Source organism: Streptomyces sp. NBC_00557, from assembly GCF_036345995.1.
Classification (GTDB): Bacteria; Actinomycetota; Actinomycetes; order Streptomycetales; family Streptomycetaceae; genus Streptomyces.
Genome location: NZ_CP107796.1, coordinates 2,838,623 through 2,865,050 on the forward strand (window position 1 = coordinate 2,838,623; position 26,428 = coordinate 2,865,050).

Annotated in this window: 17 protein-coding genes; 7 read left to right on the top strand and 10 right to left on the bottom strand. The window is 72.5% G+C overall.

The window, feature by feature from the left end; genetic code table 11:
* Positions 1 to 256: 256 nt before the first annotated feature.
* Together OG956_RS11790 and OG956_RS11795 are read left to right on the top strand one after the other, a co-directional pair.
* The gene (locus OG956_RS11790) at positions 257 to 1,489 is read left to right on the top strand and encodes a TOMM precursor leader peptide-binding protein (RefSeq protein WP_330337912.1); all 1,233 of its coding nucleotides are present in this window, start codon (positions 257 to 259) and stop codon (positions 1,487 to 1,489) included.
* Positions 1,482 to 2,951 (top strand): ABC1 kinase family protein, encoded by a 1,470-nt coding sequence (locus OG956_RS11795; RefSeq protein ID WP_330337913.1) that lies wholly within the window; start codon positions 1,482 to 1,484, stop codon positions 2,949 to 2,951. Before OG956_RS11790 ends, OG956_RS11795 begins: the two co-directional genes overlap by 8 nt.
* 196 nt (positions 2,952 to 3,147) lie before the next feature.
* Here OG956_RS11795 and OG956_RS11800 read toward each other — a convergent pair whose 3' ends face one another.
* From OG956_RS11800 to OG956_RS11820, 5 genes are all read right to left on the bottom strand, one after another.
* Positions 3,148 to 3,360: a hypothetical protein gene (locus tag OG956_RS11800; RefSeq protein WP_330337914.1), complete on the bottom strand. Its 213-nt coding sequence runs from the start codon at positions 3,358 to 3,360 to the stop codon at positions 3,148 to 3,150.
* Between the two features lie 136 nt (positions 3,361 to 3,496).
* Positions 3,497 to 3,820, bottom strand: a complete 324-nt coding sequence (locus tag OG956_RS11805) for a hypothetical protein (RefSeq protein ID WP_330337915.1) — start codon at positions 3,818 to 3,820, stop codon at positions 3,497 to 3,499.
* Entirely contained in the window at positions 3,817 to 4,185 is a 369-nt protein-coding gene (locus OG956_RS11810) for a WhiB family transcriptional regulator (protein WP_023546912.1), read from the bottom strand. Before OG956_RS11810 ends, OG956_RS11805 begins: the two co-directional genes overlap by 4 nt.
* 172 nt (positions 4,186 to 4,357) lie before the next feature.
* A complete protein-coding gene (locus OG956_RS11815; RefSeq protein WP_330337916.1) occupies positions 4,358 to 4,678 on the bottom strand; it encodes a hypothetical protein in 321 nt (106 codons plus the stop codon).
* A 163-nt stretch (positions 4,679 to 4,841) separates the two neighbouring features.
* The gene (locus OG956_RS11820; protein ID WP_330337917.1) at positions 4,842 to 7,094 is read right to left on the bottom strand and encodes an ATP-dependent DNA helicase UvrD2; all 2,253 of its coding nucleotides are present in this window, start codon (positions 7,092 to 7,094) and stop codon (positions 4,842 to 4,844) included.
* Positions 7,095 to 7,275: 181 nt separating this feature from the next.
* Here OG956_RS11820 and OG956_RS11825 point away from each other — a divergent pair, with 181 nt between their 5' ends.
* Positions 7,276 to 7,518: a mycoredoxin gene (locus tag OG956_RS11825; protein WP_330337918.1), complete on the top strand. Its 243-nt coding sequence runs from the start codon at positions 7,276 to 7,278 to the stop codon at positions 7,516 to 7,518.
* Between the two features lie 107 nt (positions 7,519 to 7,625).
* Here OG956_RS11825 and nudC read toward each other — a convergent pair whose 3' ends face one another.
* From nudC to OG956_RS11850, 5 genes are all read right to left on the bottom strand, one after another.
* Complete coding sequence (gene nudC, locus OG956_RS11830) at positions 7,626 to 8,570, bottom strand: NAD(+) diphosphatase (protein WP_330337919.1); 945 nt, start codon at positions 8,568 to 8,570, stop codon at positions 7,626 to 7,628.
* A gap of 142 nt (positions 8,571 to 8,712) precedes the next feature.
* Complete coding sequence (locus OG956_RS11835; protein ID WP_330337920.1) at positions 8,713 to 10,116, bottom strand: dipeptidase; 1,404 nt, start codon at positions 10,114 to 10,116, stop codon at positions 8,713 to 8,715.
* Positions 10,117 to 10,169: 53 nt separating this feature from the next.
* Positions 10,170 to 13,847, bottom strand: a complete 3,678-nt coding sequence (locus tag OG956_RS11840) for an ATP-dependent helicase (RefSeq protein WP_330337921.1) — start codon at positions 13,845 to 13,847, stop codon at positions 10,170 to 10,172.
* Between the two features lie 221 nt (positions 13,848 to 14,068).
* Complete coding sequence (locus OG956_RS11845; RefSeq protein WP_330337922.1) at positions 14,069 to 17,551, bottom strand: ATP-dependent helicase; 3,483 nt, start codon at positions 17,549 to 17,551, stop codon at positions 14,069 to 14,071.
* A 257-nt stretch (positions 17,552 to 17,808) separates the two neighbouring features.
* Positions 17,809 to 18,195 carry an MGMT family protein gene (locus OG956_RS11850; RefSeq protein ID WP_330337923.1) on the bottom strand — a complete coding sequence of 129 codons (387 nt, stop codon included), beginning with the start codon at positions 18,193 to 18,195 and terminating at the stop codon, positions 17,809 to 17,811.
* A gap of 186 nt (positions 18,196 to 18,381) precedes the next feature.
* Here OG956_RS11850 and OG956_RS11855 point away from each other — a divergent pair, with 186 nt between their 5' ends.
* The 4 genes from OG956_RS11855 (at position 18,382) to OG956_RS11870 (ending at position 26,295) form a co-directional block, all read left to right on the top strand.
* Positions 18,382 to 21,351: a lysylphosphatidylglycerol synthase domain-containing protein gene (locus tag OG956_RS11855; protein ID WP_330337924.1), complete on the top strand. Its 2,970-nt coding sequence runs from the start codon at positions 18,382 to 18,384 to the stop codon at positions 21,349 to 21,351.
* A gap of 73 nt (positions 21,352 to 21,424) precedes the next feature.
* A complete protein-coding gene (locus OG956_RS11860) occupies positions 21,425 to 22,969 on the top strand; it encodes an alpha/beta hydrolase (protein ID WP_330337925.1) in 1,545 nt (514 codons plus the stop codon).
* Between the two features lie 134 nt (positions 22,970 to 23,103).
* Positions 23,104 to 24,660 carry an alpha/beta hydrolase gene (locus OG956_RS11865; protein WP_330337926.1) on the top strand — a complete coding sequence of 519 codons (1,557 nt, stop codon included), beginning with the start codon at positions 23,104 to 23,106 and terminating at the stop codon, positions 24,658 to 24,660.
* Positions 24,661 to 25,878: 1,218 nt separating this feature from the next.
* Entirely contained in the window at positions 25,879 to 26,295 is a 417-nt protein-coding gene (locus OG956_RS11870; RefSeq protein ID WP_330337927.1) for a hypothetical protein, read from the top strand.
* Positions 26,296 to 26,428 lie beyond the last annotated feature (133 nt).

Sequence of the window (26,428 nt, forward strand, 5' to 3'; positions counted from 1 at the left end):
ACCGGGCTCCGCACGGGCACGTCGACCACATCACCCTGCCGCCCGGCCTCGCGCCCTCTCCCCTTCGCCCTGCCACCTTCCTCACCCGTCAGCTTGTACGACGAATACCCCCAGCCTGTGGATAACTCTCGGCACCGGGCGCCCGGACAGGGCATGCTGGCAGGCGTCGGCGGAACATGACCGGTTCCACCGGCGAAGCGAAGTTCCGGACGTTCCAGATGCTCCGGGATGCTTTCAACGGATACGGGGGACCGTCATGCATCCGGTGGTGAAACCCGCCCTGCGGCGCGGCTGGCGTGACCGCGACACCGTCCAGTTCGGGATGACGCCCGCGCACGCCCTGACACTGGGGCCGATGGACTCGGCGACACGCGACCTCCTGGAGCTGTTCAACGGCACACGCGGGCTGCCGCTGCTGCGCGAGGAAGGCCGCCGCATGAACCTCCCCGCCGGCCAGGTCGACACCCTGCTGGAGCGGCTGACCCGGGCAGGCCTGATCGACGACGCGCGCGGCGGCGGACCCGCGGCGGACGCGCTGCGCCAGAGGACGGACGCCCTGCGACGGCTGCGCCCCGACCTCGCCGCGCTGTCCCTGACCACGGCCGAGCCGGGCGGCGCGCTCGCCCGGCTGGCCGCCCGCCGCGCCCTGCGCGTGCAGGTACGGGGCGCGGGGCGGGTCGGCGCACTCCTGGCATCGGTGCTGTCGGGCGCCGGGGTCGGCGAGGTCGACGTGCGCGACACCGGCCGCGTGGAACCGTGGGACGTGGCGCCGGGCGGGCTGCCCGCCGATTCGGTCGGCGAGCGCCGGGACACCGCGGCCCGGGCCGCGGTGCGCCGCGCGGCACCCGACCGCCCACCGCGCCGCGCCCACTCCCCCGGATCCGGCGCCCACTTCCCCGGATCCGGTGCCCCGGACCCCGGGCACGCCCTGGTGATCCTCACGCCCCGCGACGAGGTGGCCGTGCATGCCCCCGACCCGGCCGACGCCGAGCCGCTCATGGCCTCCGGCACACCTCATCTGTACGCGGGCGTCGTCGAGGGCACCGGTGTCGTCGGGCCGCTCGTCCTGCCCGGTGAATCCGGCTGCGCCGGCTGCCTGCACCTCGACCGCACGGACCGGGATCCTGCCTGGCCCCGGCTGACCGCCCAGTGGCGGTGCGCCAGGTCGCGCCGCGTCGAGGCCTGCGATGTGACGCTGGCCACAGCGGTCGCGGGTCTGGCCGCGGCACACGCGCTCGCCTTCCTCGACGGGCACGCACCGTCCGGCACCGGCACTCGCTGGGAGGTCTCCAGCCCTGCTCTGGACTGGCGGACCCGGCCGGTACGGCCGCATCCGGCATGCGGGTGCGGCGCTGCGGACAGACCTGAAGGGGAGCACTCCTCAACCGACGGCGCGGCACGCGCGACAATGGCGGTGCGACGGCCGTCGACGCCACGACGCACAGCGGGCGCGGCGCGGCCGACTGTGACTTGGAGGGCGCATGTCTGATCTTCCCCGGAAGGCGGTCACCCGGACCGCCAAGCTCGCCGCGCTCCCGCTCGGCTTCGCCGGCCGGGCCACCTGGGGGCTGGGCAAGCGGATCGTGGGCGAGTCCGCGGAGATCGTCGGCAGGGAACTGCAACAGCGCACGGCGGAGCAGCTGTTCAAGGTGCTGGGCGAGCTGAAAGGCGGTGCGATGAAGTTCGGGCAGGCCCTGTCCGTCTTCGAGTCCGCGCTACCCGAGGAGATCGCCGGTCCCTACCGCGCGGCGCTGACCAAGCTCCAGGAGGCGGCGCCGCCCATGCCGACCCGCACGGTGCACGGGGTGCTCGCGGAGCGGCTGGGTGAGGACTGGCGCGATCTGTTCGAGGAGTTCGAGGACAAGCCGGCCGCCGCGGCCTCGATCGGCCAGGTGCACCGGGCCGTGTGGCACGACGGCCGGGAGGTGGCGGTCAAGGTGCAGTACCCGGGCGCCGGCGAGGCCCTGCTCTCCGACCTCGGCCAACTCAGCCGTTTCGCCCGACTGCTCGGGCCGCTGATTCCGGGCATGGACATCAAGCCGCTCATCGCCGAGCTGAGGGACCGGGTCTCCGAGGAGCTGGACTACGACCTGGAGGCCCAGGCCCAGACCGCGCACGCGGAGGAGTTCGCGGGCGACCCCGACGTGGTGGTCCCGGCCGTCGTGCACCAGTGCGAGCAGGTGCTGGTCACCGAGTGGATCGACGGCATCCCGCTGTCGGAGATCATCTCGGACGGCACCCCCGAGCAGCGGGACCGTGCCGGGCAGCTCCTGGCCCGGTTCCTGTTCTCGGGCCCGGCCCGCACCGGCCTGCTGCACGCCGACCCTCATCCCGGCAACTTCCGGCTGCTGCCCGGCGGCCCGGCCGGCGAGGACGACTGGCGCCTGGGCGTCCTGGACTTCGGCACCGTCGACCGGCTGCCCGGCGGACTGCCGTTGCCGATCGGCATCTCGTTGCGCATGACGCTGGACGGCGAGGCCGAGACGGTCTACGAACTCCTCTGCGAGGAAGGCTTCGTGAAGGAGTCCATAGAGCTGGATCCGGACGCGGTCCTCGACTACCTGCTGCCGATCATCGAACCGGCGCGCGTCGAGGCGTTCACCTTCAGCCGCGGCTGGATGCGCAACCAGGCCGCCCGCATCGCCGACCCGCGCTCCCCCGCGTACCAGCTGGGCAAGCGGCTCAACCTGCCGCCGGCCTATCTGCTGATCCACCGGGTGACCCTGAGCACGATCGGCGTCCTGTGCCAGCTCGGCGCCACGGTACGCCTCCGCGAAGAGCTGGAGGAGTGGCTGCCGGGGTTCGTTTCCGAGGACACGGACGTGACAGAGGTCACTGGGGTCACGGAGGCCACGGCAGTCACGGAGGTTACGGAGGTGAGCGACATCACCGCTGTCACCGACGACACGGACGCCGAGCTGCCCGAGGAGGAGTCCGCGGCGGGGGCGTGATCACGGATCCAGGGATCCGGGGATCCGGGGATCCGGAGCGCGCGCGATCGATCCGGGGATCCGGAGATCCGGAGATCCGCGGATGCAGAGCGCGCGGGATAGATCCGGGGTGCGCGGGATCGGGGGACGCTGTGCCTTGGAAGTGAAGTGGGGGGCGGGGCGGGGGGGGAGGGGGAGGGGCCCCCGGAAAGTCGGTTCACCACCAAGCCGAGTCCAGCCGCCCCTCGATCGCTCTCAGGTTCTGTCTGGAGCAGGTGTCGCAGAAGTACTGGCGGACGCCGTTCTCCACGGAGCAGGTCCAGGTGGCCGGCGGGGGGCCGTCGGAGGGGGTGCCGCAGCGGGCGCAGACGTGGATGCGGCGCTCCGGGGTGGAGCCGCTCTGATCGCTTCCTCCGGGAAGACTCGTCACCTGGCGACCATAACTCCGCAGGTGGCCGATCGCCGCACAACGCACCGCGGGGGCCGGTCCGTTCGGCCGGACCGGCCCCCGTCACGAAGACTTCGCCTCCCGCGCCGGGAGGCCACCGCTTCGATTGGCGTGATCGTTACTGCATGACGGCCATGGCGAGCGCGCGCCGGGCGCGCAGCGAGGCGCGCTCGGCCCGGCGCTGCATCCGCTGGGCGACCGCCAGGCGCACGGCCCGGCGTTCCCGCGCGGCGTCATGGAGTCGCTCGTGCATATGCGCACGAGCCAGGGCTTCTTGCATGAGTTGCATCTCTCGGGTCCTGTTCTGGCGCGCTTCGGTCGCGCCGGTGGTGGTGACGTCTTCGGTCGCGGAGCCTGCGGGCTCGTTGGTGGACGGCTTCATCGGGGCCTGCTTCTGGGGGTCGTGCGTGAGGGGGCGGTCGATCGTTCCTGCGGTGTTCATGCCGTGACCGGGTTCTTGCGCGGGCGGCCACGCGGCCGCTTCCGGGCGACGACGACACCCTGGACGAACAGCTCGCCACCCCAGACGCCCCAGGGCTCACGCCGCTCCTTGGCGCCGGCGAGGCAGGCCTCGATCAGCGGGCAGGTGCGGCAGAGGGACTTGGCGTACTCGACGTCCGCGGGCGACTCGGCGAAGAAGACCTCCGGGTCGTAGGAGCGGCAGGGGACGGGTACGCCGAGGTTCTCGATGGCGTCGTCGAGCGCGGTGAGCGCGGTCAGGGGAGTCAAGGTGGAGTCCTCCGTGAGGCCGGGCGGGGGGATCGTTTGCGAAGGCGGTACGGACGGGGCGTGCGCTTCGAGTTGCACGGTCTGTTTTCCTCGTCTGGTCGTTCCGGCCGGTTGACCGGGTGTCGGCTTGGTACCGGGTTCTTTTCTTGTCCCGAGGCCCCTTCGCTCCGTCGTCCCCGTTCGGGGAAAACAGAAGGGCCGCGGATCCCGGATGGGGTTCCGCGGCCCTGAAGGCGCCGGCCTGATCGGATCAGGCTGGATCACTCCAGGGTTCTGGCCCACGGAAGGCCCACATCAGGTGGTGCTGCGTCGTCTGCTTCCGGAATCCGGCACCGGCCGCCGCAAAGGCATAGGCCTGCGCCTGTGCCGCTACCGCTTCCAGTGCCTTGGTCGGTCGCTCATTGCGCTCACGGACGGGAAGGCCCGCGAGAGCGTGGGAGGACGCCGGACGGACGGCACGAATGCCGGACAGACCGGTGCCCTGGTGGGAGGCGCCGAGCATGCACAGGGAGACGGCCGAGCGATCGGTCAGTTTGGCCGTGCTGGTGGTGCTGGTGTTGATGCTGATCACTGGACTCGCCTCCTCTCGGCGTCTTGGGGACTGGGGTGAGCCAGTCCGTTCGGATGTGCAAGTACATCACGGAACCGGGGCCTTGGAGAAGGCCGCCGCTTCCGTGCCTAGAACCTATGGGGATTGCCGGGCCCGCGCAAACTATTTTTTCGACGAGTTCGCATCAGTCGTCCTCGTCTCCGTCCCCGGTGTCTTGGCCTGCGCAGATGGCCAGAACGTCGGGTCCGTAGCTGCGCAGCTTGCGGCTGAGGACCCCTGGGATGCGGGAGAGTTCGGCGGGATTTTCCGGCCGCGCCTCGGCGATGGCCATGAGGGTGCGGTCGGTGAACACGCAGAAGTCGGGCTGTCCGGTGCGCTCGGCCTGAACCGCACGCCACTCCCGAAGCCGTTCGTAGAGTGCTTCGTCCATGTCCGAGGGGCAGTCCTCACAGCGCATCAGCTTCATCTCGCCGGCGTCGGTGAGGGTGCGGCCGCAGACCCGGCAGCGGGCGGGGCTGCGCTGGGCGCGCCGGGGGGCCGGGGTGGTGCTTCCGGCCGTTCCGTGCTCGACGCCTCCGGTGGTGGCGGCGCCTGTGTGGCCGACGGTGGCGGTGGTGCCGGGGCGCAGCCCGTCGAGGAAGCGGCTCGGTCTGCGGTTGGGCCGGCCGCCGGGCGAGCGGGACAGCGCCCAGGAAAGATGCAGCCGTTCCCGCGCCCGGGTGACGCCGACGTACAGGAGCCGGCGTTCCTCCTCGATCTGCTCGTCCGTTCGGGCGTAGCTGATGGGCAGCATGCCCTCGGCGATGCCGACGAGGAAGACGACGTCCCATTCCAGGCCTTTGGCCGCGTGCAGGGAGGCGAGGGTGACGCCCTGGACGGTGGGGGCGTGCTGGGCGTTCGCCCGCTCGTCGAGTTCGGCGACGAAGTCGGCGAGGGTGGCGCCGGGTCTGGCGGCGGCGAGGTCCTGGGCGAGGTTGACCAGGGCGGCGAGGGACTCCCAGCGCTCTCTGACCGCGCCGGAGCCGGCCGGGGGCTCGGTGGTCCAGCCCTCTCCGGACAGGACGGCACGGACCTGGGAGGGCAGATCCACGGCGTCGTTCAGCAGGGAGTCGTTGCCGCCGAAGCGGGCGGCGCCGCGCAGGGCGATGCCGGCCTTGCGGATCTCGGGCCGGTCGAAGAAGCGTTCGGCGCCGCGCAGTTGGTAGGGGACGCCGGCGTCGGCGAGGGCCTGCTCGTAGGTCTCGGACTGGGCGTTCGTACGGAACAGGACGGCGATCTCGGCGGCCGGGACGCCCGCGTCGATCAGCTCGCGGATGCGGCGGGCGGCGCCTTCGGCCTCGGCTGGCTCGTCGGTGTACTCGGTGTAGACGGGCTCGGGGCCGGAGGGGCGCTGGGAGATCAGTTCCAGCCGGTGGTCGGCGGCGCGTCCGCGAGCCTGGGCGAGCAGGCCGTTGGCGAGGCGGACCACCTGGGGGGTGGAGCGGTAGTCGCGGACGAGTTTGACGACGGTGGCGCCGGGGTGGCGGGCGCGGAAGTCGAGCAGGTGGTCGGGTGTTGCTCCGGTGAACGAGTAGATGGTCTGGCTGGCGTCGCCGACGACGCACAGGTTGTCGCGGTCGCCGAGCCACAGCTCCAGCAGCCGCTGCTGCAGGGGGCTGACGTCCTGGTACTCGTCGACGACGAAGTGCTGGTACTGGGCGCGGACCTGGTCGGCGATGTCGTGCCGGTCCTGGAGGATGGCGACGGTCAGCAGCAGGACGTCCTCGAAGTCGATCACGGAGCGGTCGCGCTTGAGGTCTTCGTAGGCCGCGTAGAGGTGGGCGATCTCGGCGGGGTCGCGCGGGGTCTCGCGGCCGGCCTTCGCGGCCGCGTACGGGTAGTCGGCGGGGATGGTCTGGGTGACCTTGGACCATTCGATCTCGGCGGTGACGTCCCGCAGCTCGCCCCGGTCGAGCCGGGTGCCCAGGCTCGCGGCGGCGTCGGCGACGAGCTGGATCTTGCGGTCGATGAGCCGGGGCATGCTGCCACCGATGGCTTTCGGCCAGAAGTACTGGAGCTGGCGCAGGGCGGCGGAGTGGAAGGTGCGGGCCTGGACGCCGTGGGCGCCGAGCTGGCGGAGCCGGCCGCGCATCTCGCCGGCGGCGCGGTTGGTGAAGGTGACGGCGAGGACGCTGGAGGGCTGGAGGATGCCGGCGCGTACGCCGTAGGCGATGCGGTGGGTGATGGCGCGGGTCTTGCCCGTGCCCGCTCCGGCCAGGACGCACACCGGGCCGTGCAGGGCGGTGGCGACCGCGCGCTGCTCGGGGTCGAGCCCGTCGAGCACCGCGTCGGCGGATTCCGGTGCCTGCGGGAAGAGGGTGGAGTGCGTTGCTGCTGTCACACGGCCATGCTGCCAGGTCGCCCGGGACTGCCGTGCCGGTTGTCCACAGGCGGGCACGGATAGTCGTACCAATGCGGCAGGCGTCACAGCGGCCTGTGGATATCCCGGGGTGGCAGGAAACCCCGTCCGTAACGGTCGGCGGCCGGATGGCGTGGATACCCCGGGTGGGAATGGCCGGCGGCTCGCGTGCGTTCCCTCCCCGTACGACTTTCCGAGCTGCCTGAGGAGCGCGAGAGACATGCAGGGCACTGTGACGATGTACAGCACCACTTGGTGCGGGTACTGCCGGCGGCTGAAGAGCCAGCTGGACCGGGAGGGCATCGCCTACACCGAGATCAACATCGAGCAGGACCCCGAGTCCGCCGCTTTCGTGGAGAAGGCGAACGGCGGAAACCAGACGGTCCCGACCGTGCTCTTCGCGGACGGCACGACGCTGACGAACCCGTCGCTCGCCCAGGTGAAGCAGAAGCTCGCGGCGTGACGCCCCGCGGGTGTCCGCGGTGAGCGCAGCCGAGCAGGGCGGCCCCTGACCTGATCAGGGGCCGCCCTGTCGTGTTCCGGCCCTGCCGCGGGCGACGGGAGTGCGGGTCACACGAAGCTGCGCGTCGGCAGCGGCTTGCCGTACCACATCTCGATCAGGCGGGCGGCGATGGAGATGCCGTAGGGCGGCAGCACCTCGCCGGACTCGAAGGCGTCGTGGAGTTCCTCGCGGGAGAACCAGCGGGCCTCGTGGATCTCGTCGCCGTCGACGTCGATCTCGGTGGTGGTGGCGCGGGCCATGAAGCCGAGCATCAGGCTGGAGGGGAAGGGCCAGGGCTGGCTGGCCACGTACTCCACGTCCCCCACGGTGACGCCGACCTCTTCGGACACCTCGCGGCGCACGGCCTGCTCGATGGACTCGCCGGGTTCGACGAAGCCGGCGAGCGTGGAGAAGCGGCCCTCGGGCCAGTGGACCTGCCGGCCGAGCAGGATGCGGTCGTCCGCGTCGGTCACGGCCATGATCACGGCCGGGTCGGTGCGCGGGTAGTGCTCGGCGCCGCAGGCCGGGCAGCGGCGGATGTGGCCGGCGGCGGCGATGACCGTGCGTTCGCCGCAGCGGGAGCAGAAGCGGTGGGTGCGCTGCCAGTTCTCCAGGCCGACCGCGTGCACCATCAGCCCGATGTCGCGGGCCGAGAGGAGCAGGCCTGCCTCACGCAGCCCGGCGGGGCGGGCGGACTGGTCGATGCGGCCGGGCAGCGAGTCCTTCTGCAGCGCGAAGTAGCTGACGCCGTCCTCGTCGATGCCGAGGAAGTAGCGGTGCGCCTCGGTGAGCGGGGCCTCGAACGACGGCGTCATGACGAGTTCGGTCCGGCCGTCCGGTGTCTCGTCGATGAGCACCTGGCCGCCGGAGACCACGAAGCAGCGGGTCGTGGGGTGGCTCCACGCCGCCGCGAGCCAGGCCTCGTCGAGCCGGTGGTGGGCGGCGCGGTCGATGCCGCTCGGGGCGGTCAGCGAGATGGGTCGGTCGGCGGTGTCGTCGGTCCAGGTGGTCACGGATGCTTCCAATCCCCCAGTGCGGCGGTTCGTTCGGCGGGCGGTTCGGCGGGACGTGGGCGGCAGGCCACCGGGCCGGGCGGGCGGGACGGTCCTTCCAGTGTGCCCCGCGCACGGTGCCCTCCCGTACGGCGCCGGCCGGTCAGGGCGCGGTGCGCCAGTGCTCGGCCAGGTCGCCCCAGAGGTAGGCGCTGGTCTCGACACCCTTGAGGAGGAGGTCCAGCTCCACCTTCTCGTTCGGGGCGTGCCAGCCGTCGGAGGGGACGGAGATGCCCAGGAAGAGCACCGGGGCGCCAAGCACTTCCTGCAGGTCGGCGGCGGGTCCGGAGCCTCCTTCGCGGGTGAAGCGGACCGGTTTTCCGAAGGCGCGGCCCATGGCGCGGACCACGGACTGCAGCGCGGGGTGGTCGAGCGGGGTCAGGCACGGACGGGTGGCCGCACCGAAGTGGATCTCGTGCCGGATCCCGGCGGGCACCTGCTCCTCGGCCCAGGCGCGGACGGCCTTCTCGAGGTGCTCGGGGTCCTGGCCTGCGACCATCCGGAAGGACAGCTTCACCATGGCCGAGGACGGGATGATCGTCTTGCTGCCGGGGCCCTGGTAGCCGCCGCCGATGCCGTTGACCTCGGCGGTCGGGCGGGCCCAGATGCGTTCGAGGGTGCTGTATCCGGCCTCGCCGTGGGTGGCTCGGGACTTGGCGGTCTCCAGCCAGCGCTCCTCGTCGAAGGGCAGCTCGGCGAACAGCTCGCGCTCGCGGTCGGTCAGCTCGACGATGCCGTCGTAGAAGCCGGGGATGGCCACGCGCGCGTGCTCGTCGTGCAGGGCGGCGACCAGGCGGGCGGCGGACGTGGCCGGGTTGGGTACGGCGCCGCCGAAGGAGCCGGAGTGGATGTCCTGGTCGGGGCCGTACAGCCGGATCTCGCACTCGGCGAGGCCGCGCATGCCGGTGCAGACGGTCGGGGTGTCCTCGGACCACATGCCGGTGTCGGAGACGACCACGGCGTCGGCGGCGAGCCGTGCCGCGTGCTCCTCGACCAGGGCGCGGAAGTGCGGGGAGCCGGACTCCTCCTCGCCCTCGATCAGCAGCTTCAGGTGGACCGCGGGGGCTGTGCGGCCGGTGGCGGCGAGGTGGGCGCGGACGCCGAGTGTGTGGAAGAACACCTGGCCCTTGTCGTCGGCGGCCCCGCGCGCGTAGAGGCGGTTTCCGCGGACGACCGGTTCGAAGGGGTCGCTGTCCCAGCCGTCCTCGCGGGCGGCGGGCTGCACGTCGTGGTGGCCGTAGACGAGGACGGTGGGCGCCTCGGGGTCGTCCGAGGGCCACTCGGCGAAGACGGCCGGGGCGCCGGGGGTTTGCCAGACCTCGGCGGTGGGGAAGCCGGTCTCCTTGAGCTTGGCGGCGAGCCAGTCGGCGCTGCGCCGTACATCGGGGGCGTGGTCGGGCTGGGCCGACACGGAGGGGATGCGCAGCCATGCGGCGAGGTCGTCGAGGAAGGCGGCGCGGTGCTGTTCGATGTACGTGCGGACGGCGCTGTCCGGGGTCTGGCTCATGCTCACGAGCCTATCGGCCCGCACCGACATCCTCGGCGGGCGGTTCGTCACACTCAGACCACACGGTGCGCCGTTTCGGAGTCTTCCGCTCCGGTGCCGTCGCCGAGAAGCCGCTCCAGCGCGGCCCGGTCCGGCAGATCCTGCGGCCGTACCACCTCGCCGGTGCGTACGTACAGGAAGGCGGCCGTGACCGACTCGGGCGGGACGCCCTGCTGCTCGGCCCAGGCCAGCCGGTACACGGCGAGCTGGAGCGGGTCGGCGCTGCGGGTACGGCCGGTCTTCCAGTCGACGATCTCGTACGTGGCCGTGTCACCGTCGCCGTGCTTGTAGACGGCGTCGATGCGGCCGCGTACGACACGGCCGGCGAGGGTGAGCTGGAAGGGCGCCTCGACCCGGTAGGGGGTGCGCCGGGCGTACTCGGTGCGTTCGAATGCCTCCTTCAGCGCCTCCAGGTCGTGTTCGTCGGCGATCTCGGCGTCGCTGCCGGGCAGCTCGTCGGGCTCGAGCAGGGGCAGTGTCAGTTCCTCGAAGCGGGATTCGACCCAGGCGTGGAAACGGGTGCCCCGGCGCGCGGCCGGTTGCGGGGGGCGTGGCATGGGGCGTGCGAGTTCCTGTGCGAGCCCGTCGGGGTCCTCGGCCAGGCGCAGCAGCTGGGACGCGGTGAGCGTGGCGGGCAACGGGACCTCGGTGACGGCCTGCCGGGCGCGCAGCAGCTCTCCGGTCAGCGCGTCCAGATCACGGTCCCAGGAGGCGACGGTACGGGCCTCCTCAGGGGTGAGTCCGGCCGGGCGTCGCGACTCGGCGGGGGGCTCGCCGCGCCCCGGGGCGGGCGCCTGGTGCGGGACGGTGGGCCGGTTTGCGCTCCGGGCTTCCGGCTCGGCCGGGCCGTCCGGGGCAGGGGCGGGCGTGGCGTACGGCGGTTCCTCGTCGGCACCGGCGGCGGTCTCGCCGTACGGCACGCCGGTGCTGCCCTCTTCGTACGGCAGGTCGTCGTACGGGAAACCGGCGTCGGCGTACGGCTGCTCGTCGTACGGGAAGTCGGCTTCGCCGTACGGAGTGTCACTGTCCGCGTACGGGTCGTCGTAGGGGTCGTCGTCCGGGGGCGGGGGCCACTCCGGGTCGTCGGGGACGGCGGTGTCGTGGGCGGAGGGCGGGCGGCCGCTGCCAGGGGCGGCGAGGGCGTCCAGGTGGGCGAGGACGGTCTCGGCGGCCGCGCGGCGGCGGGCCAGGGCGTCGGCGTCCAGCGGCAGCGGCCACACCTGGTCGGCGCCGGCCCTGTGCAGCGCGGGGTTCTCCTCGTCCTCGGCGGGCTCCTCCGCCCAGGCCTCGATCTCGCCGTGCCCGGCGACGCAGTGGTCGTGCAGGGCCTGGAGGAAGCCGGAGGGGCCGCGCGGCTTCTTCTGGCTGGGCCCCCACCAGTGGCCGGAGCCGAGCAGCAGGGAGCGGGGCCGGGTGAAGGTGACGTAGCCGAGGCGGAGTTCCTCGGTGTGCTGGTGGTCCTTCATGGCCTCGTGGAAGGCCTTCATGCCGCGCGCGTCCCAGCTGTCGACGTCGGGCAGGGTGTCGCTGTCGCCGCGCAGGGCGTGCGGCACCACCTTTGCCTGCGCCGTCCACTTCTCGCGGCCCTGCGCGCTGGGGAACGTGCCCTTGACCAGGCCGGGAACCGCCACGACGTCCCACTCCAGGCCCTTGGACTTGTGGGCAGTGAGCACCTTGACGGTGTTCTCGCCGCCCGGGAGCGCGTTGTCGAGGCCCTTCTCGTACTGCGCGGCGGTGCGCAGGAAACCGAGGAAGGCGAGGAGGGTGGCCTCCGCGTCGCTCGCCGCGAAGGAGGCGGCGACGTCCAGGAAGTTGGACAGCGTCTCGCGGCGGCGTGCGGCCAGGGCATGCGGGGACGCCGACAGCTCCACCTCCAGGCCGGTGACGGCGAGGACGCGGTGGAGCACGTCCATCAGCGGGTCGGACAGCGAGCGGCGCAGGTCGCGCAGCTCGGCGGCCAGGCGGGCGAAGCGCACGCGCGCGTCCGGCGAGAACGGCAGCCCGTCGTCGTCCGCCTCGGCGTCCATGGGCGCTTCGAGGAAGGTGTCGAGGGCGTCCGCGAGCGATATCACCTCGGCCGGATCGACGCCTTCGACGGCGGCGGCGAGCCGGCGGTCCGGGTCGTCGGCGCCGTCCACGCGCGCGTGGGCGACCAGCAGGCGGGCGCGGCGGCCCAGCAGGGCGAGGTCGCGGGGGCCGATGCGCCAGCGTGGTCCGGTCAGCAGACGCACCAGGGAGGCGTTGGCGCCCGGGTCCTGCAGGACCTCGCAGACCGCGACGAGGTCGGCGACCTCGGGCAGGTGCAGCAGCCCGGACAGGCCGACCACCTCGACGGGGACGTCCCGGGCCACGAGGGCGCCCTGGATCTCGGCGAAGTCGGTGGCCGTACGGCACAGCACGGCGATCTCGCCGGGGGGTGTGCCCGTGCGCACGAGGTGGGCGATGGAGTCGGCGAGCCAGTCGAGTTCCTCGGCGTGGGTGCGCAGCAGGGCGCAGCGGACCATGCCGTCGTACTCGGCGCCGGAGGCCGGGCGAAGGGCCTCCACGCCCGCGTGCATGGCGCGCAGCGGTTCGGCGAGACCGTTGGCGAGGTCGAGGAGGCGGCCGCCGCTGCGGCGGTTCTCGCTGAGCGCCTGCCGGGTGGCGGGGCGGCCGTCGGCGTGCGGGAAGTGCGCGGGGAAGTCGTCCAGGTTGGCGACGGAGGCGCCGCGCCAGCCGTAGATCGCCTGGCAGGGGTCGCCGACCGCGGTCACGGCATGGCCCGTGCCGCCGCCGAAGAGGCCCGCCAGCAGGACGCGCTGGGCCACGGAGGTGTCCTGGTACTCGTCCAGGAGGACCACGCGGAACTCCTCGCGCAGCAGCCGGCCGACCTCGGGGATGCGGGCGAGGCGGGCGGACAGGGCGATCTGGTCGCCGAAGTCGAGCAGGTCGCGCTCGCGTTTGGCCGTCCGGTAGCGGCGGACGAGGTCGGCCAGTTCGCGGCGGGCGGCGGCCGTCTCGGGGACCTTGCGCAGGTCGGCGTTGGTGAGCTTGGCGCCCTGGAGGGTGTGCAGCAGATCCGCGTCCCAGGCACGCAGTTCCTCGGGCTCGACGAGGTGCTCGGCGAGTTCGGAGTCGAGGGCGAGCAGGTCGCTGACCAGGTCGGCGAAGGAGCGGGTCAGCGCGGGGTAGGGGCCGGGGGCCTCGCGGAGCACGCGCGCGGCGAGCTGGTAGCGGGTGGCGTCGGCGAGGAGCCGGGAGGTGGGCTCCAGGCCGAGACGCAGGCCGTGGTCGGTGAGGAGGCGGCCGGCGAAGGCGTGGTACGTGGAGATCAGCGGCTCGCCCGGCGGGTTGTCCGGGTCCGGCCGGAAGAAGTCGGCGCCGGGCGCCGCCGTCGCGGGATGGCGGTCGGGTGACGGGAGGGCGTCCGGATCGGTGACGCCGGCCTTGATCAGCGCCTTGCGGACGCGTTCGGCCAGCTCACCGGCCGCCTTGTTGGTGAAGGTCAGGCCGAGGACCTGCTCGGGGGCGACCTGGCCGGTGCCGACCAGCCAGACGACGCGCGCGGCCATCACGGTGGTCTTGCCCGAACCGGCTCCGGCCACGATCACCTGCGGGGCGGGCGGCGCGGTGATGCAGGCCGTCTGCTCCGGGGTGAACGGGATGCCGAGGAGCTCTTTGAGCTGCTCGGGGTCGGTGATACGGGCGGGCATGTCGAAAGAGGCTAGCGGCGGCCACTGACAGCCGAGGACGCATACACCCGGCGCGGAGGAAGAAGCGCAGGTCAACCCGTATGGTGCGGTCCCGTGTGGTGCGGTACGTCACCCGGGCGCGGGAGGCCGCTGGTGCGGTACGTCACCGGGTACCGGAGGCTCTGGTGCGGTACGTGCGGGACGTCACCCAGGTGCCGGGTGCGGTACGGCGCCGCAGGCCCTCACTCGACCACGTGCCGCCCCTCGGGCCGGGCGCTGCACGAGGCGCGGAACGCGCAGTGCGTGCAGTGCTGGCCGGTGTTCGGCGTGAACCGCTCGTCGAGGACCTTGCCGGCGGCGGTGGCCAGCAGTTCGCCGACCCACTCCCCCGACAGCGGCTCCTGGGTCTGCACCTTGGGCAGGCTCTCGCCGCCGTCGCGCTGGGCGGCGCCCTGTCGGAGGTGGACCAGTTCGGCGCCGCCGGGTTCGGGCCGTACGCCGTCGAAGGCCTCGTCGACGGCGCCTTCGCGGACGGCGAGCTGGTAGACGGCGAGCTGGGGGTGGCGGGTGACCTCGGCGGCGCTGGGGGCCTGTTTGCCGGTCTTGAAGTCCACCACGTAGGCGCGGCCCTCGCCGTCCGTCTCCACGCGGTCCATCTGGCCGCGGATGCGGACCTGGTAGTCGCCCGCTTCGAGGGTGACGTCGAAGTCCTGCTCGCTCGCCACCGGGGTGCGTCCGGCGCGGTCCAGCACATGCCAGTTCAGGAAGCGTTCGAGCGCCGCGCGCGCGTTGTCCTTCTCCTGCCGGGACTTCCAGGGCGCGTCGAAGGCGAGCGCGTTCCACACCGAGTCCAGGCGTTCCATGAGGACGTCGAGGTCGGCCGGGCTGCGGCCGGAGGCGACCTCGTCGGCGAGGACGTGGACGACGTTGCCGAAGCCCTGCGCGGTGGTGGCCGGGGCGTCGGCCTTCACCTCGCGGCCGAGGAACCATTGCAGCGCACAGGTGTTGGCGAGCTGGTCCAGGGCGCTGCCGGAGAGCACGACCGGCCGGTCGCGGTGGCGCAGCGGCACCTTGCTCTCGGTCGGGTCGTACATGCCCCACCAGCGGTAAGGGTGCGCGGACGGCACCAGCGGGCGGCCGTCCTCGTCGGTGAGGGCGGCGAGCCGGGCCAGGCGGCGGGCGGCGGCCTCGCGCAGGGCCGCGGACGCGCGCGGGTCGACGGTGGTGGCGCGCAGCTCGGCGACGAGCGCGGCCACCGACAGCGGGCGGCGGGGGCGGCCGGTGACGTCCTTCGGCTCGACGCCGAGCTCGGTGAGGAAGCGGGACGGCTGGTCGCCGTCGTCGGCCGGCGCCTTCACGGCGGTGACGACAAGGCGTTCGCGCGCGCGCGTGGCGGCCACGTAGAACAGCCGGCGCTCCTCGGCGAGCAGTGCGCCCGGCGGGAGCGGTTCGGCCAGTCCGTCCCGGCCGATGCGGTCGGCCTCCAGGAGGGAGCCGCGGCGGCGCAGGTCGGGCCACAGCCCCTCCTGGACGCCGGCGACGACGACCAGCCGCCACTCGAGGCCCTTGGAGCGGTGCGCGGTCATCAGGCGGACGGCGTCGGGGCGTACCGCGCGGTGCGTGAGCGTGTCGGCGGCGATGTCCTCGGCCTCGATCTCCTCCAGGAAGTTCAGCGCGCCGCGGCCTCCGGTGCGCTCCTCCGCGCGGGCGGCGGTGGCGAACAGCGCGCACACGGCGTCCAGGTCCCGGTCGGCGTTGCGGCCGGCCGCGCCGCCGCGCCGGGCGGCCCGTTCCAGACGGGCGGGCCACGGCGTGCCCTCCCACAGGTCCCACAGCGCCTCTTCGGCCGTACCGCCGCCCGCGAGGCGTTCGCGGGCCTTGCGGAGCAGCGCGCCGAGGCGTTGCGCCCCGCGCGCGTACGCCGGGTCATGCACGGCGAGGCGTTCGGGTTCGGCGAGCGCCCGTGCGAGCAGTACGTCGGACGGGGGCGGCAGCGGGTTCCCGGCCGCGCGTTCCTCCTCGCGCAGGGCACGCCCCAGGCGGCGCAGGTCGGCCGGGTCCATGCCCGCCAGGGGGGAGGCGAGCAGGGTGAGCGCGGTCTCGGTGTCGAGCCACGAGGAGTCCGGGGCCGATTCGGCGGTGTCCTCCTGCTCGGCGCCGTCTTGGGGGGCGGGGATCCCGGGGGCGGTGTCCGAGGCGGTGGCCTGTTCGGAGGCGGATGCCTCCCGTTCCGGTTCCGCTTCCGAGGCCGCCTCTTCGGCGTCCTCGGCTTCGTCGGCCGAGCCTTGGCTCTCGGCGCCGGCCGCGATCGTGTGCTCCTCGTGGCGCCGCGCCTCCGCCGTGGCCACCGCGCGCAGGGCCGTCAGCAGGGGGGCCACCGCCGGCTCGTGGCGCAGGGGCAGGTCGTCGCCGTCGACGTCCAGCGGGACGCCGGCCGCGGTGAGGGCGCGGCGCAGGGTTGGCAGGCTGCGGGAGCCGGCCCGGACCAGGACGGCCATGTCGCTCCAGGCGACGCCGTCCTCCAGGTGGGCGCGGCGCAGGATGTCCGCGATGTTGTCCAGCTCCGTACCGGCCGTCGGGTACGTGTAGACCTCGACGCGGCCCCCGTCCCGTACGGCGGCCGGCTCGCGGTGGGCGCGGACCTCGTCGGCGGGCAGCCGGGGCAGGGGCATGCGCTGGGTGATCCGGCGGGTGGCGGCCAGCAGGGCGGCGCCGGAGCGGCGGCAGGTGCGCAGCACTTCGACGGGGGCGGGACGGCCGTCCGCGCGCGGGAAGGCCGCAGGGAAGTCGAGGATGCCGTTCACGTCCGCGCCCCGGAAGGCGTAGATCGACTGGTCGGGGTCGCCGAAGGCGAGCAGGGTACGGCCGTCGCCGGCCAGTGCGTGCAGGAGCCGGACCTGGGCGGGGTCGGTGTCCTGGTACTCGTCGACGTACACCGCGTCGTACTGGGCGGCGAGCCGTACGGCGTTCTCGGGGCGGCGGGCGAGCAGGACCGCGCGGTGGACCAGTTCCGCGTAGTCGATCACACCCTGCATGTCGAGCACGTCGAGGTACTCGGCGAGGAACGCGGCGGCGGCGCGCCAGTCGGGGCGGCCGATGCGGCGGGCGAAGGCGTCGAGCGCCTCGGGGCCCAGGCCCAGCTCCCGGCTGCGGGCGAGGACCGCGCGTACCTCGTCGGCGAAGCCGCGCGTGGTCAGGCAGGCGCGCAGCTCGTCGGGCCAGCGCACATGCGCCAGTCCGAGCCGCTGCAGGTCGGGCTGCCCGGCGAGCAGCTCGCGGACGGTGACGTCCTGCTCGGGGCCGGAGAGCAGCCGGAGCGGCTCGGCGAACAGGCCGCTGTCCTGGTGGGCGCGCACCAGCGCGTAGCAGTACGAGTGGAAGGTGGTCGCCCGGGGCGCGCGGGCGGCGCCGATGCGCAGGGCCATGCGGTCGCGCAGTTCGACGGCGGCCTTGCGGCTGAAGGTCAGCACCAGGATGCGCTCGGGGTCGGCGCCGCGGGCGATGCGTGCGGCGACGGATTCCACGAGGGTGGTCGTCTTGCCGGTGCCGGGTCCGGCGAGGACGAGGAGGGGGCCGCTGCGGTGGTCAACCACGGCGCGCTGTGCCGCGTCCAGACGAGGGGGAGCCGCCGTGGCCGGCGGGGTCCGGACCAGCCGGTACGCGCCACGGCTCCCCTGCCGCACCGGAGGGTGCGGCAGTCGCCTGGCGGTGGAGGAGGAGCTCACGTGATCGGCCGGTCCTGGTGTGCGTGCTGGTGGGCGGGCGGTCACGCGCGCGTGACGGTGGCCGCGGGGTGAGCGGGACGCGTGCAGCCGACGCTACGCCGCCGCACCGGACGGAAGCAGGGCTTCCGCTTCTTCCCTCGGGGCGCTGGAGCCACGCGAGTCCCGCATCCCTCGAACGTACGTCATGTCACGGAAGTCCCCGGCGTCACCCGAATGGGCTAGCGGCTCTCGTCGAGGGCATCGGATGGCGGAAGCTGTCAGGTGTGACCCTCCGCACTCGCCCCGCCGTCCCACCGGGCCCGCCGCACGTCGAGCCGCGGCAGATGCCCCTCGGCGCTTTCGGCCGCCTCCTTCAGCGGCGTGCCCTCGGCGCGGTAGTGGGCGAGCGCGCGCAGCTCGTGGCCGGGCAGCAGCACCCCGTCGGCCCGGACGACCCGCCACCACGGAACGGCGCCGCCGTAGAGCGACATCACCCGGCCGACCTGGCGCGGCCCGCCTTCCTCGAGCCATTCGGCGACGTCGCCGTACGTCATGACCCGTCCCGGCGGGATCCGCTCGGCGGCCTCGAGGACCCGCTCGGCGTACTCCGGAAGGGCATCCGCGTGCTCCTCGCGCGTGTCGTGGGCAGGGCTCTGCTCGCTCATTCGCCCCATCCTGCCGCACCCCACCGACATCGACGCGGGGACCGCGGGCAACGGCCCTCTCGCCCCCGCACGGCGCGTGGGGCAGACTGTGCGCCCGCGCATCCGCACCCTGATGCCCGCGTGTGCCGGTCAGGCATGCCACCATCGTGCGGGCGGTGACTGGTGATACGAGACCAAGAAGAGACCATGAAGCAGCAGGGCGTGCACCCCGAAGGCGCGGCGGGCACCCCTGACGCCGCCGCGCGCCCCGACGCGGCCGGGAGCAGTGGCGACGCGCGGCAGGACACCGGTCCGCGCACCGGCACCGACGACGGCACACGCCCGCGCGAAAGCGCGGACAACGACGGCTCGCGCACGCCTGCGTACGACCCGTCCGGCGAGGACGACGGCACGCGCGCGCGTGCCCGTGGCGACGCCGACGGTGGCACCGAGGTCGACGCCGACGGTGACGCCAAGGGCTCGTCCGTGCCGGAAAACGCGCCTCCCGATCGCGGTCCGGGCCAGGACGGCGATCCGCACGCGGAGGCCGTGGAGGGCGATCCGCATGCGGAGGCCGTGGAGGGCGACGAACCGCTGCTCCCCGCGCGCGTGCACCGCCCCTCCGATCTCATGCGGCTCCTGGTGGGCGTGCTCGCCATCGCGGTGCTGCTCGCGATCGCCGCGTTCGCCCACGGCACCACCTCGGGCTTCGAACAGGACATCAACAAGGGCACCGGTCAGGCCCCCGACCTGCTCATCAAGATCGCGGGGCTGGCGTCCAGCATCGCGATCCTGCTCGTGCCGGTCGCCTTCGCGATCGAACGGCTGATCAAACGCGACGGTCTGCGCATCGCCGACGGCGTCCTCGCCGCGGTCCTCGCCCACGGGGTGACCCTCGCCACCGACCTGTGGGTCGCCCGCGCCGCCCCGGGCTCGATCCAGGAGGCGCTCACCCAGCCCTCCCCGAGTGACCTGCACGCCCTGACCGATCCCGTGCACGGCTATCTGGCGCCCGTCATCGCCTATATGACGGCCGTCGGCATGTCCCGCAGACCCAGATGGCGCGCGGTGCTGTGGATCGTCCTGCTGCTCGACGCGTTCTCGATGCTGGTCACCGGCTACACGACCCCGTTCTCGATCATCCTGACGGTGCTGATCGGCTGGACCGTCGCCTACGGCACGCTGTACGCGGTCGGCTCCCCCAATGTGCGCCCCACCGGGCAGACGCTCATGGCGGGCCTGCGGCACGTCGGCTTCCGCCCGGTCAGCGCGGCCCGCGAGGAGGCCGTGGAGTCGGAGAACGGCGACCGCGGCCGCCGCTACTTCGTCACCCTGGAGGACGGGCCGCCGCTGGACGTCACGGTCGTGGACCGGGAACAGCAGGCCCAGGGCTTCTTCTACCGCGCGTGGCGCAATCTCACCCTGCGCGGCTTCGCCACCCGCTCCAGCCTCCAGTCGCTGCGCCAAGCGCTGGAACAGGAGGCGCTGCTGGCGTACGCGGCCATCGCGGCCGGCGCCAACGCGCCCAAGCTGATCGCCACGTCCGAGCTCGGTCCCGACGCCGTCATGCTCGTCTACGAGCACACCGGCGGGCGCACGCTGGACTCGCTGGCCGACGAGGAGATCACCGACGAGCTGCTGCACAAGACCTGGCAGCAGGTGCGGGCGCTGCAGTCGCGGCGCATCGCCCACCGCAGGCTCGCGGGTGACGCGATCCTGGTGGATCGTTCCGGCAATGTGATCCTCACCGAACTGCGCGGCGGCGAGATCGCGGCCGGCGAGCTGCTGCTGCGCATGGACGTGGCGCAGCTGGTCACGACGCTCGCCCTGCGGGTGGGCGCGCAGCGGGCGGTGGCCTCGGCGGTCCGTGTACTCGGACCCGACGCGGTCGCCGACTGCCTGCCGCTGCTCCAGCCGATCGCGCTGACGCGCTCCACGCGCGCGACCCTGCGCAAACTGGCCCGGGAACAGGCCCAGCGCGAGCGCGAGGCAGTCCTGGAGGCCTCCCGGAACTCCAAGCAGACGCGCCCGGAGGAAGCCGGTGCGCAGAACCAGGAAGCCGGTGCGCAGGGCGCGGACGCCCTCAGAAAGGCCGACAAGAAGGCCGTACGCGCGCAGGCGCGGGCCGAGAAGCGGGCCATCGACGAGGCCCTGGAGGAAGCGCGTGAGGAGGACCTGCTCACGCAGATCCGCCACGAGGTGCTGCGGATCAGGCCGCAGGCGCCGGTGGAGCCGGCCCGGCTGGAGCGGGTGCGGCCGCGCACACTGATCAGTTTCATCGCCGGCGCCATCGGCGCGTACTTCCTGCTGACGCAGCTCACGCACATCGAGTTCGGGCCGCTCATCGCGGGCGCCCAGTGGGGCTGGGTCGTGGCGGCCGTGCTCTTCTCGGCGCTCAGCTACGTGGCGGCGGCGATGCAGCTTCTCGGGTTCGTGCCCGAGCGGGTGCCGTTCCTGCGGGCCGTGGCGGCCCAGGTGGCCGGCTCGTTCGTGAAGATCGTCGCACCCGCGGCGGTCGGCGGCGTCGCCCTGAACACGCGGTATCTGCAGCGCGCGGGCATCCGTCCGGGGCTCGCGGTGGCGAGCGTGGGCGCCTCGCAGCTGGCCGGGCTCGGCTTCCACATCCTGATGCTGCTGTCCTTCGGCTATCTCACCGGCACCGAGAAGACGCCGTCCCTGTCGCCGTCCCGGACGGTCATCGCCGGCCTGCTGACGGTGGCGGTGCTGGTGCTCGTCGTGACGTCCGTGCCGTTCCTGCGGAAATTCGTCGTCACGCGCGTGCGCTCGCTTTTCGCCGGAGTCGTGCCCCGCATGCTCGACGTGCTGCAGCGGCCGCAGAAACTGATCACCGGCATCGGCGGCATCCTGCTGCTGACGTTCTGCTTCGTGATGTGCCTGGACGCCTCCATCCGCGCGTTCGGCCACGGCTCGGCCTCCCTCAGCATCGCCAGCGTCGCGGTGGTGTTCCTCGCCGGCAACGCCCTCGGCTCCGCCGCGCCCACACCGGGCGGCGTGGGCGCCGTCGAGGCGACCCTGACCGTCGGCCTGATCGCCGTCGGGCTGCCCAAGGAAGTCGCCGCCCCGGCCGTCCTGCTGTACCGCCTGCTGACCCTGTGGCTGCCGGTGCTGCCGGGCTGGCTCGCCTTCAACCAGCTCACCCGCAAGGGAGCCCTGTAACGGCAGGCGGCGGACGTACCTCGTACGGCCCGCGCCCCGCGCGCCCCGGCGTGCGCGCCCTCAGGATGGGAGCATGGCGAACCCCTCCCGGCTGCGTGCCGCCGCCCTGGCCGGCTCCGCCCTGCTGCTGTCCGGCCTGCTGACCGGATGCGGCAACGGCGTTCAGGACGGCGACCTCGCGACGCAGAAGCTGGACTGGAAGGACTGCCCGGCCCCGTCCGAGGCCGAGGGCGGCGGCAGCGCCCCGTCGCCACTGCCCCACGGCGGCACCTGGCAGTGCGCCACCATGCGGGCGCCGCTGGACTGGAGCAAGCCGAAGGGCGACACCATCGGCATCGCGCTGATCCGCGCCAGGGCCAGCGGCCCCGCGAGCCGGCGGATCGGCTCGCTCGTGTTCAACTTCGGCGGCCCCGGCGGCAGCGGCGTCAGCTCGCTGCCCGCGTTCGCCTCGGACTACGAGACCCTGCGCACCCGCTACGACCTGGTCAGCTTCGACCCGCGCGGGGTGGGCCGCAGCGCGCCGGTGAAGTGCGAGAGCGACTCCCAGCTGGACGAGTACTTCCAGCAGGACGCCACCCCCGACGACAGTGCGGAGCGCGCCGCGCTGCTGCAGCGCACCAAGCAGTTCAACGCGGCCTGTGAGGCGCACTCCAAGAAGATCCTGCCGCACGTGGGGACCACCGACGCGGCCCGCGACATGGACCTGATGCGCCAGGTCCTCGGCGACGCCAAGCTGCACTACTTCGGCATCTCCTACGGCACCGAACTCGGCGGCGTGTACGCCCACCTGTTCCCCCGGCACGTCGGCCGGGCCGTGCTCGACGCCGTCGTCGACCCCACGCAGGACCCCGAGCAGAGCGCGCTGGGGCAGGCCAAGGGCTTCCAGCTCGCACTGGACAACTTCGCCGAGGACTGCACCTCGAGGACGACGGAATGCCCGGTCGGCTCCACCCCGCAGGACGTGAAGAACCGCATCGCGAGACTGCTGAACAGCCTGGACAAGAGGCCGATTCCGGGTATTCCGCCGCGCCCGCTCACCCAGACCGCCGCGACGAACGGCATCGCGCAGTCCCTGTACTCCAAGGACTTCTGGGAGTACCTCACCGAGGGCCTCGAGCAGGCCTACTCCGGTGACGGCAGGGTCCTGATGCTGCTGTCCGACGCCATGAACGGCCGCAGCCAGAACGGCGAGTACAGCAACATCACCGCCGCGAACATCGCCATCAACTGCGCCGACGAGAAGCAGCGGTACACCGCCGGCCAGGTCCAGCAGAAGCTGCCCCAGTTCCGCGCCGCCTCCCCGCTGTTCGGGGACTTCTTGGCCTGGGGGATGCTCAGCTGCACCGACTGGCCCGTGGCGGGCGCCGCCGATCACCCCGACGTCAGCGCCCCCGGTTCCGCGCCGATTCTCGTGGTGGGCAACACCGGCGACCCGGCCACCCCGTACGAGGGCGCGAGGAAGATGGTCGAGGCACTCGGCAAGGGGGTGGCCGTCGAGCTGACGTACAAGGGCCAGGGGCACGGTGCGTACGACAGCAAGAACCGGTGCGTGCAGAGCGCGGTGAACGGCTACCTCCTGGACGGACGGGAACCGAAGGCCGGCACGGTCTGCTCCTGACGCCCGCCCTCCATCACCGCAAAACCACTGGTCAGGCGGTTATCCACAGGCCGCCCCGGGCTCCGTCCCCTGTGCCTACCATGGCGTGAACGCCCGGCGCGGGACGATGCGACGGGCCTGTGAGGGGGGTGCCCATGAGGCGATTTCTGCGGTGGACGGCCGCGTTGGCCGCGGCGCTGCTGGTGGCCGGCTGCGGCGGCGGTTCGTCGGGCGGGGGCGGCGACGCCAAGGAACACGGGGACGGCCCCGGCAGGACGACGAGCGCCGCTCCCCCGCCGGCTCCGGCGACGGACCTGCCCGCCTCCCTCACCTCCCAGCGCCTCGACTGGCACCGCTGCGCGGCCCGGGGCGACTCCCCCGCACCGGGCGGCGAGTGGCGATGCGCGACCCTCAAGGTGCCACTGGACTGGTCCCGGCCGGACGGTACGACGATCGGGCTGGCGCTGATCCGCGCGCAGGCGACCGGAGGCAACCGCGCCGGTTCCCTGCTGTTCGACTTCGGCGGCCCCGGCGGCTCGGGCCTGGAGATGATGCCGTACTACGCAAGCACGGTCTCCAAGCTCCATGAGCGCTACGACCTGGTGAGCTGGGATCCGCGCGGAGTGGGCGCGAGCGGAGGCGTGCGCTGCCGCAGCGACCGTCAGATCGAGGCCGCCGAGGACGTGGACGCCACGCCGGACACCCCGGAGGAGGAGAAGGCGTTCCTCCAGGACGCCGCCGGCTTCGGCAAGGGCTGCCAGAAGGCCGCCGGTGCGCTGCTGACCCATGTGTCCACGACGGACACCGCCCGCGACATGGATCTGATGCGCCAGGTCCTCGGCGACGCCAGGCTCCACTACTTCGGCATCTCCTACGGCACCGAACTCGGCGGCGTGTACGCCCACCTGTTCCCGGAGCGGGTGGGGCGGATGGTCCTCGACGCGGTGGTCGACCCGACCGCGGACACGGTGGGCCAGGCCGAGAACCAGACCCGTGGCTTCCAGCGGGCGCTGGACGACTACCTCAAGTCCACCGGCCGGAATCCCGTGCAGGGCACCCGACAGATCGCGGCCCTGCTGAAACGGATCGACGCGCGCCCCCTGCCGACGTCGTCCGGGCGGAAGCTGACCGAGACCCTCGCGGTCACCGGAATCGTCCTTCCGCTCTACAGCGAGTCCAGTTGGCCGAGGCTGACCGCTGCCCTCGACGCCGCGGAGAAGGGCGACGGCTCAGCGCTGCTGGCGCTCGCCGACGACTACAACGAGCGGGACTCGGCAGGCCGCTACGGCACGACGTCCCACTCCCAGCGGGTCATATCGTGCCTGGACGAGAAGGAGCGGCCGACGCTCGCCGAGACGAAGCGGCGGCTGGCGCGCTTCGAGGAGATCTCGCCGGTGTTCGGGGACTTCCTCGGCTGGGACACCGCCGGCTGGTGCCACGACTGGCCGGTACCGGGCCAGTACACCACCCCGCAGGTCAGCGCGCCCGGAGCGGCGCCGATCCTGCTGGTCGGGAACACCGGCGACCCGGCGACACCCTACGAGGGCGCCCGCAGAATGGCCGACGAGCTGGGCAAGGGCGTCGGCATCGAACTGACCTGGAAGGGCGAGGGCCACGGGGCGTACGGCAACGGCAGCGACTGCGTCGACTCGACGGTGAACGCCTACCTGCTGAACGGCACGGTGCCGAAGGACGGCACGGTCTGCTCCTGACGCGAACAGAGCCCTGGCGCCGCCCACGGACCTGCCCCGGCGCCGCCCGAGGGCGGTCACCGGCGGCCGGGAACGGCAGAAGCCCACGACGTCCGCGCTGGGCAGGGCCGTGGGCTTCTGGTGCCGTGCTGGTCGGCCGGCGGGGTGGATCAGTAGACCGGCTCCTGATCACCGCTACCCGGGCAGGGCCTCAAGGGGGTCCGTGCCCCACCCGTGCCCGATCGTGCGGGAAGCCACGGGGAACCACGGTGCCGAGCGGGCTCCGCGCAACGCAACGGCCCCCGACCGTATCGCCTGGTCAGGGGCCGTTCACGTGCGCGGTGGGTGTGGGATTTGAACCCACGGTGGCTTGCGCCACGACGGTTTTCAAGATTGTTTGCAGCCGACGCGATCTGGTGCTGTGCCAAGGGACTCGGCACCATGGCCCGATGAGACGTCGGCGTCCGCGCTACTGCCACGGCCACCAGGTTGGGGCTGTCAACCCACACACTCCTCTAGATCGAGCGCTACAGCGCAATAAGCAGGGGGTCTGTGGTGTGGAAGGGTGCCACTTCACAATCGACCGTCGTGGCCGGGTGCGCGAGATCAGGGGCTCGAACGTCGAAGATGTCCTGAGAGCACATCGCGAGTCAGCGAGGCAGACTGGGCCGCAACATCGCGGCCCCTGGCTCAGCGGCTCGTTCTATCTGATCGCCTTCATTGCAATCACGGCCACCACGATCACCGCTGGTTCGTTGGCGCCGCCACGGACTGTGCCCATCGTCGTCGCTAGCTCCTTACTAGGGGTCGGCACGGTCGGCGCTCTACAGTTGCGCCACGATGACAGGCTCAGCGAGCGACGTTTGGTCGAGCTGATCAAGCTCACGTTTCTAAACTTGCCTGCTCTGCTTCGTCGATCGACTTCACTTGCTGAGCCGCCCCTCGACAGCTCAACCAGCCAGGCTGATACAAGCCGTCAGAGTGCACCGCCAAGTTAGAGTCGGCGGCACCGCAGTTAAAGCTAAAGCGTTGCCACACGCTGCACCACAGCCACACCAGAGCGGGCGGGGAACAGCGGGGAATCACGGTGCAAGCAGCCGAGTCCGGCGGACCGCGCCGACCGTTCGCCCAGCTCAGCTCCCAAACCGCTTCCAAAAGCTCTCAGCTTCCCAGGCTGAGGTCCTGGGGCGGCGGTCTTGGGATACGGTGCGGCTTCGTACGACGCCCCCCGGAGAGCCAGTGGACCTGCCGAACAGCCGTTTTGCCCGCTTTGCTACCATGATCCTGCTGGGCTTGGCTGCACTCGCTATCGCTGGCTGCAACCCTGATCCGACCGACCCCGAGAACGTCGATCCGATCGCTCTGGTGAACAGCACATCGAACCCAGTGCGCATCTTCTGGTGTGCCGGCGACGGGGACAACGAATGCGCGGAGGAGCACAGCCTAGGAGTCATCCCAGCGGGGTCAAATCGCACCGTGCACATCTCCTCCTACGAAGTAATGCTGCACGTCAAGACAGCTGCAGGCCCAGGGGGATACGTCTGCGAAGTCGACGCTCCGGGCAGTCGGATAGCTCTGAGCGCGTCGTATCCCTCCATGAAAGCCGCACACGACCACTGCCTGGACGGAGCCTCACCTAGCATCTCGCCCCGCTGAGATCTCGCGTGGACGTGCCCCTACCCAGGAGTCGACATCCACCGCCGACATCAACAGCGGCGGACGGCGGCAGAGGTAGACACACGCGAACGGCCAGTACTCCCAAGCCGGGTGGTCCTGCCGAAGGAGTTTC

What these genes read in the sequence shown, in the direction of transcription:
- OG956_RS11840 (WP_330337921.1), bottom strand. Translation starts at nt 13,847, where the DNA reads ATGCCCGCCCGTATCACCGACCCCGAGCAGCTCAAAGAGCTCCTCGGC.
- OG956_RS11825 (WP_330337918.1), top strand. Translation starts at nt 7,276, where the DNA reads ATGCAGGGCACTGTGACGATGTACAGCACCACTTGGTGCGGGTACTGC.
- OG956_RS11805 (WP_330337915.1), bottom strand. Translation starts at nt 3,820, where the DNA reads ATGAACACCGCAGGAACGATCGACCGCCCCCTCACGCACGACCCCCAG.
- OG956_RS11835 (WP_330337920.1), bottom strand. Translation starts at nt 10,116, where the DNA reads ATGAGCCAGACCCCGGACAGCGCCGTCCGCACGTACATCGAACAGCAC.
- OG956_RS11790 (WP_330337912.1), top strand. Translation starts at nt 257, where the DNA reads ATGCATCCGGTGGTGAAACCCGCCCTGCGGCGCGGCTGGCGTGACCGC.
- OG956_RS11795 (WP_330337913.1), top strand. Translation starts at nt 1,482, where the DNA reads ATGTCTGATCTTCCCCGGAAGGCGGTCACCCGGACCGCCAAGCTCGCC.
- OG956_RS11850 (WP_330337923.1), bottom strand. Translation starts at nt 18,195, where the DNA reads ATGAGCGAGCAGAGCCCTGCCCACGACACGCGCGAGGAGCACGCGGAT.
- OG956_RS11860 (WP_330337925.1), top strand. Translation starts at nt 21,425, where the DNA reads ATGGCGAACCCCTCCCGGCTGCGTGCCGCCGCCCTGGCCGGCTCCGCC.
- OG956_RS11865 (WP_330337926.1), top strand. Translation starts at nt 23,104, where the DNA reads ATGAGGCGATTTCTGCGGTGGACGGCCGCGTTGGCCGCGGCGCTGCTG.
- OG956_RS11855 (WP_330337924.1), top strand. Translation starts at nt 18,382, where the DNA reads ATGAAGCAGCAGGGCGTGCACCCCGAAGGCGCGGCGGGCACCCCTGAC.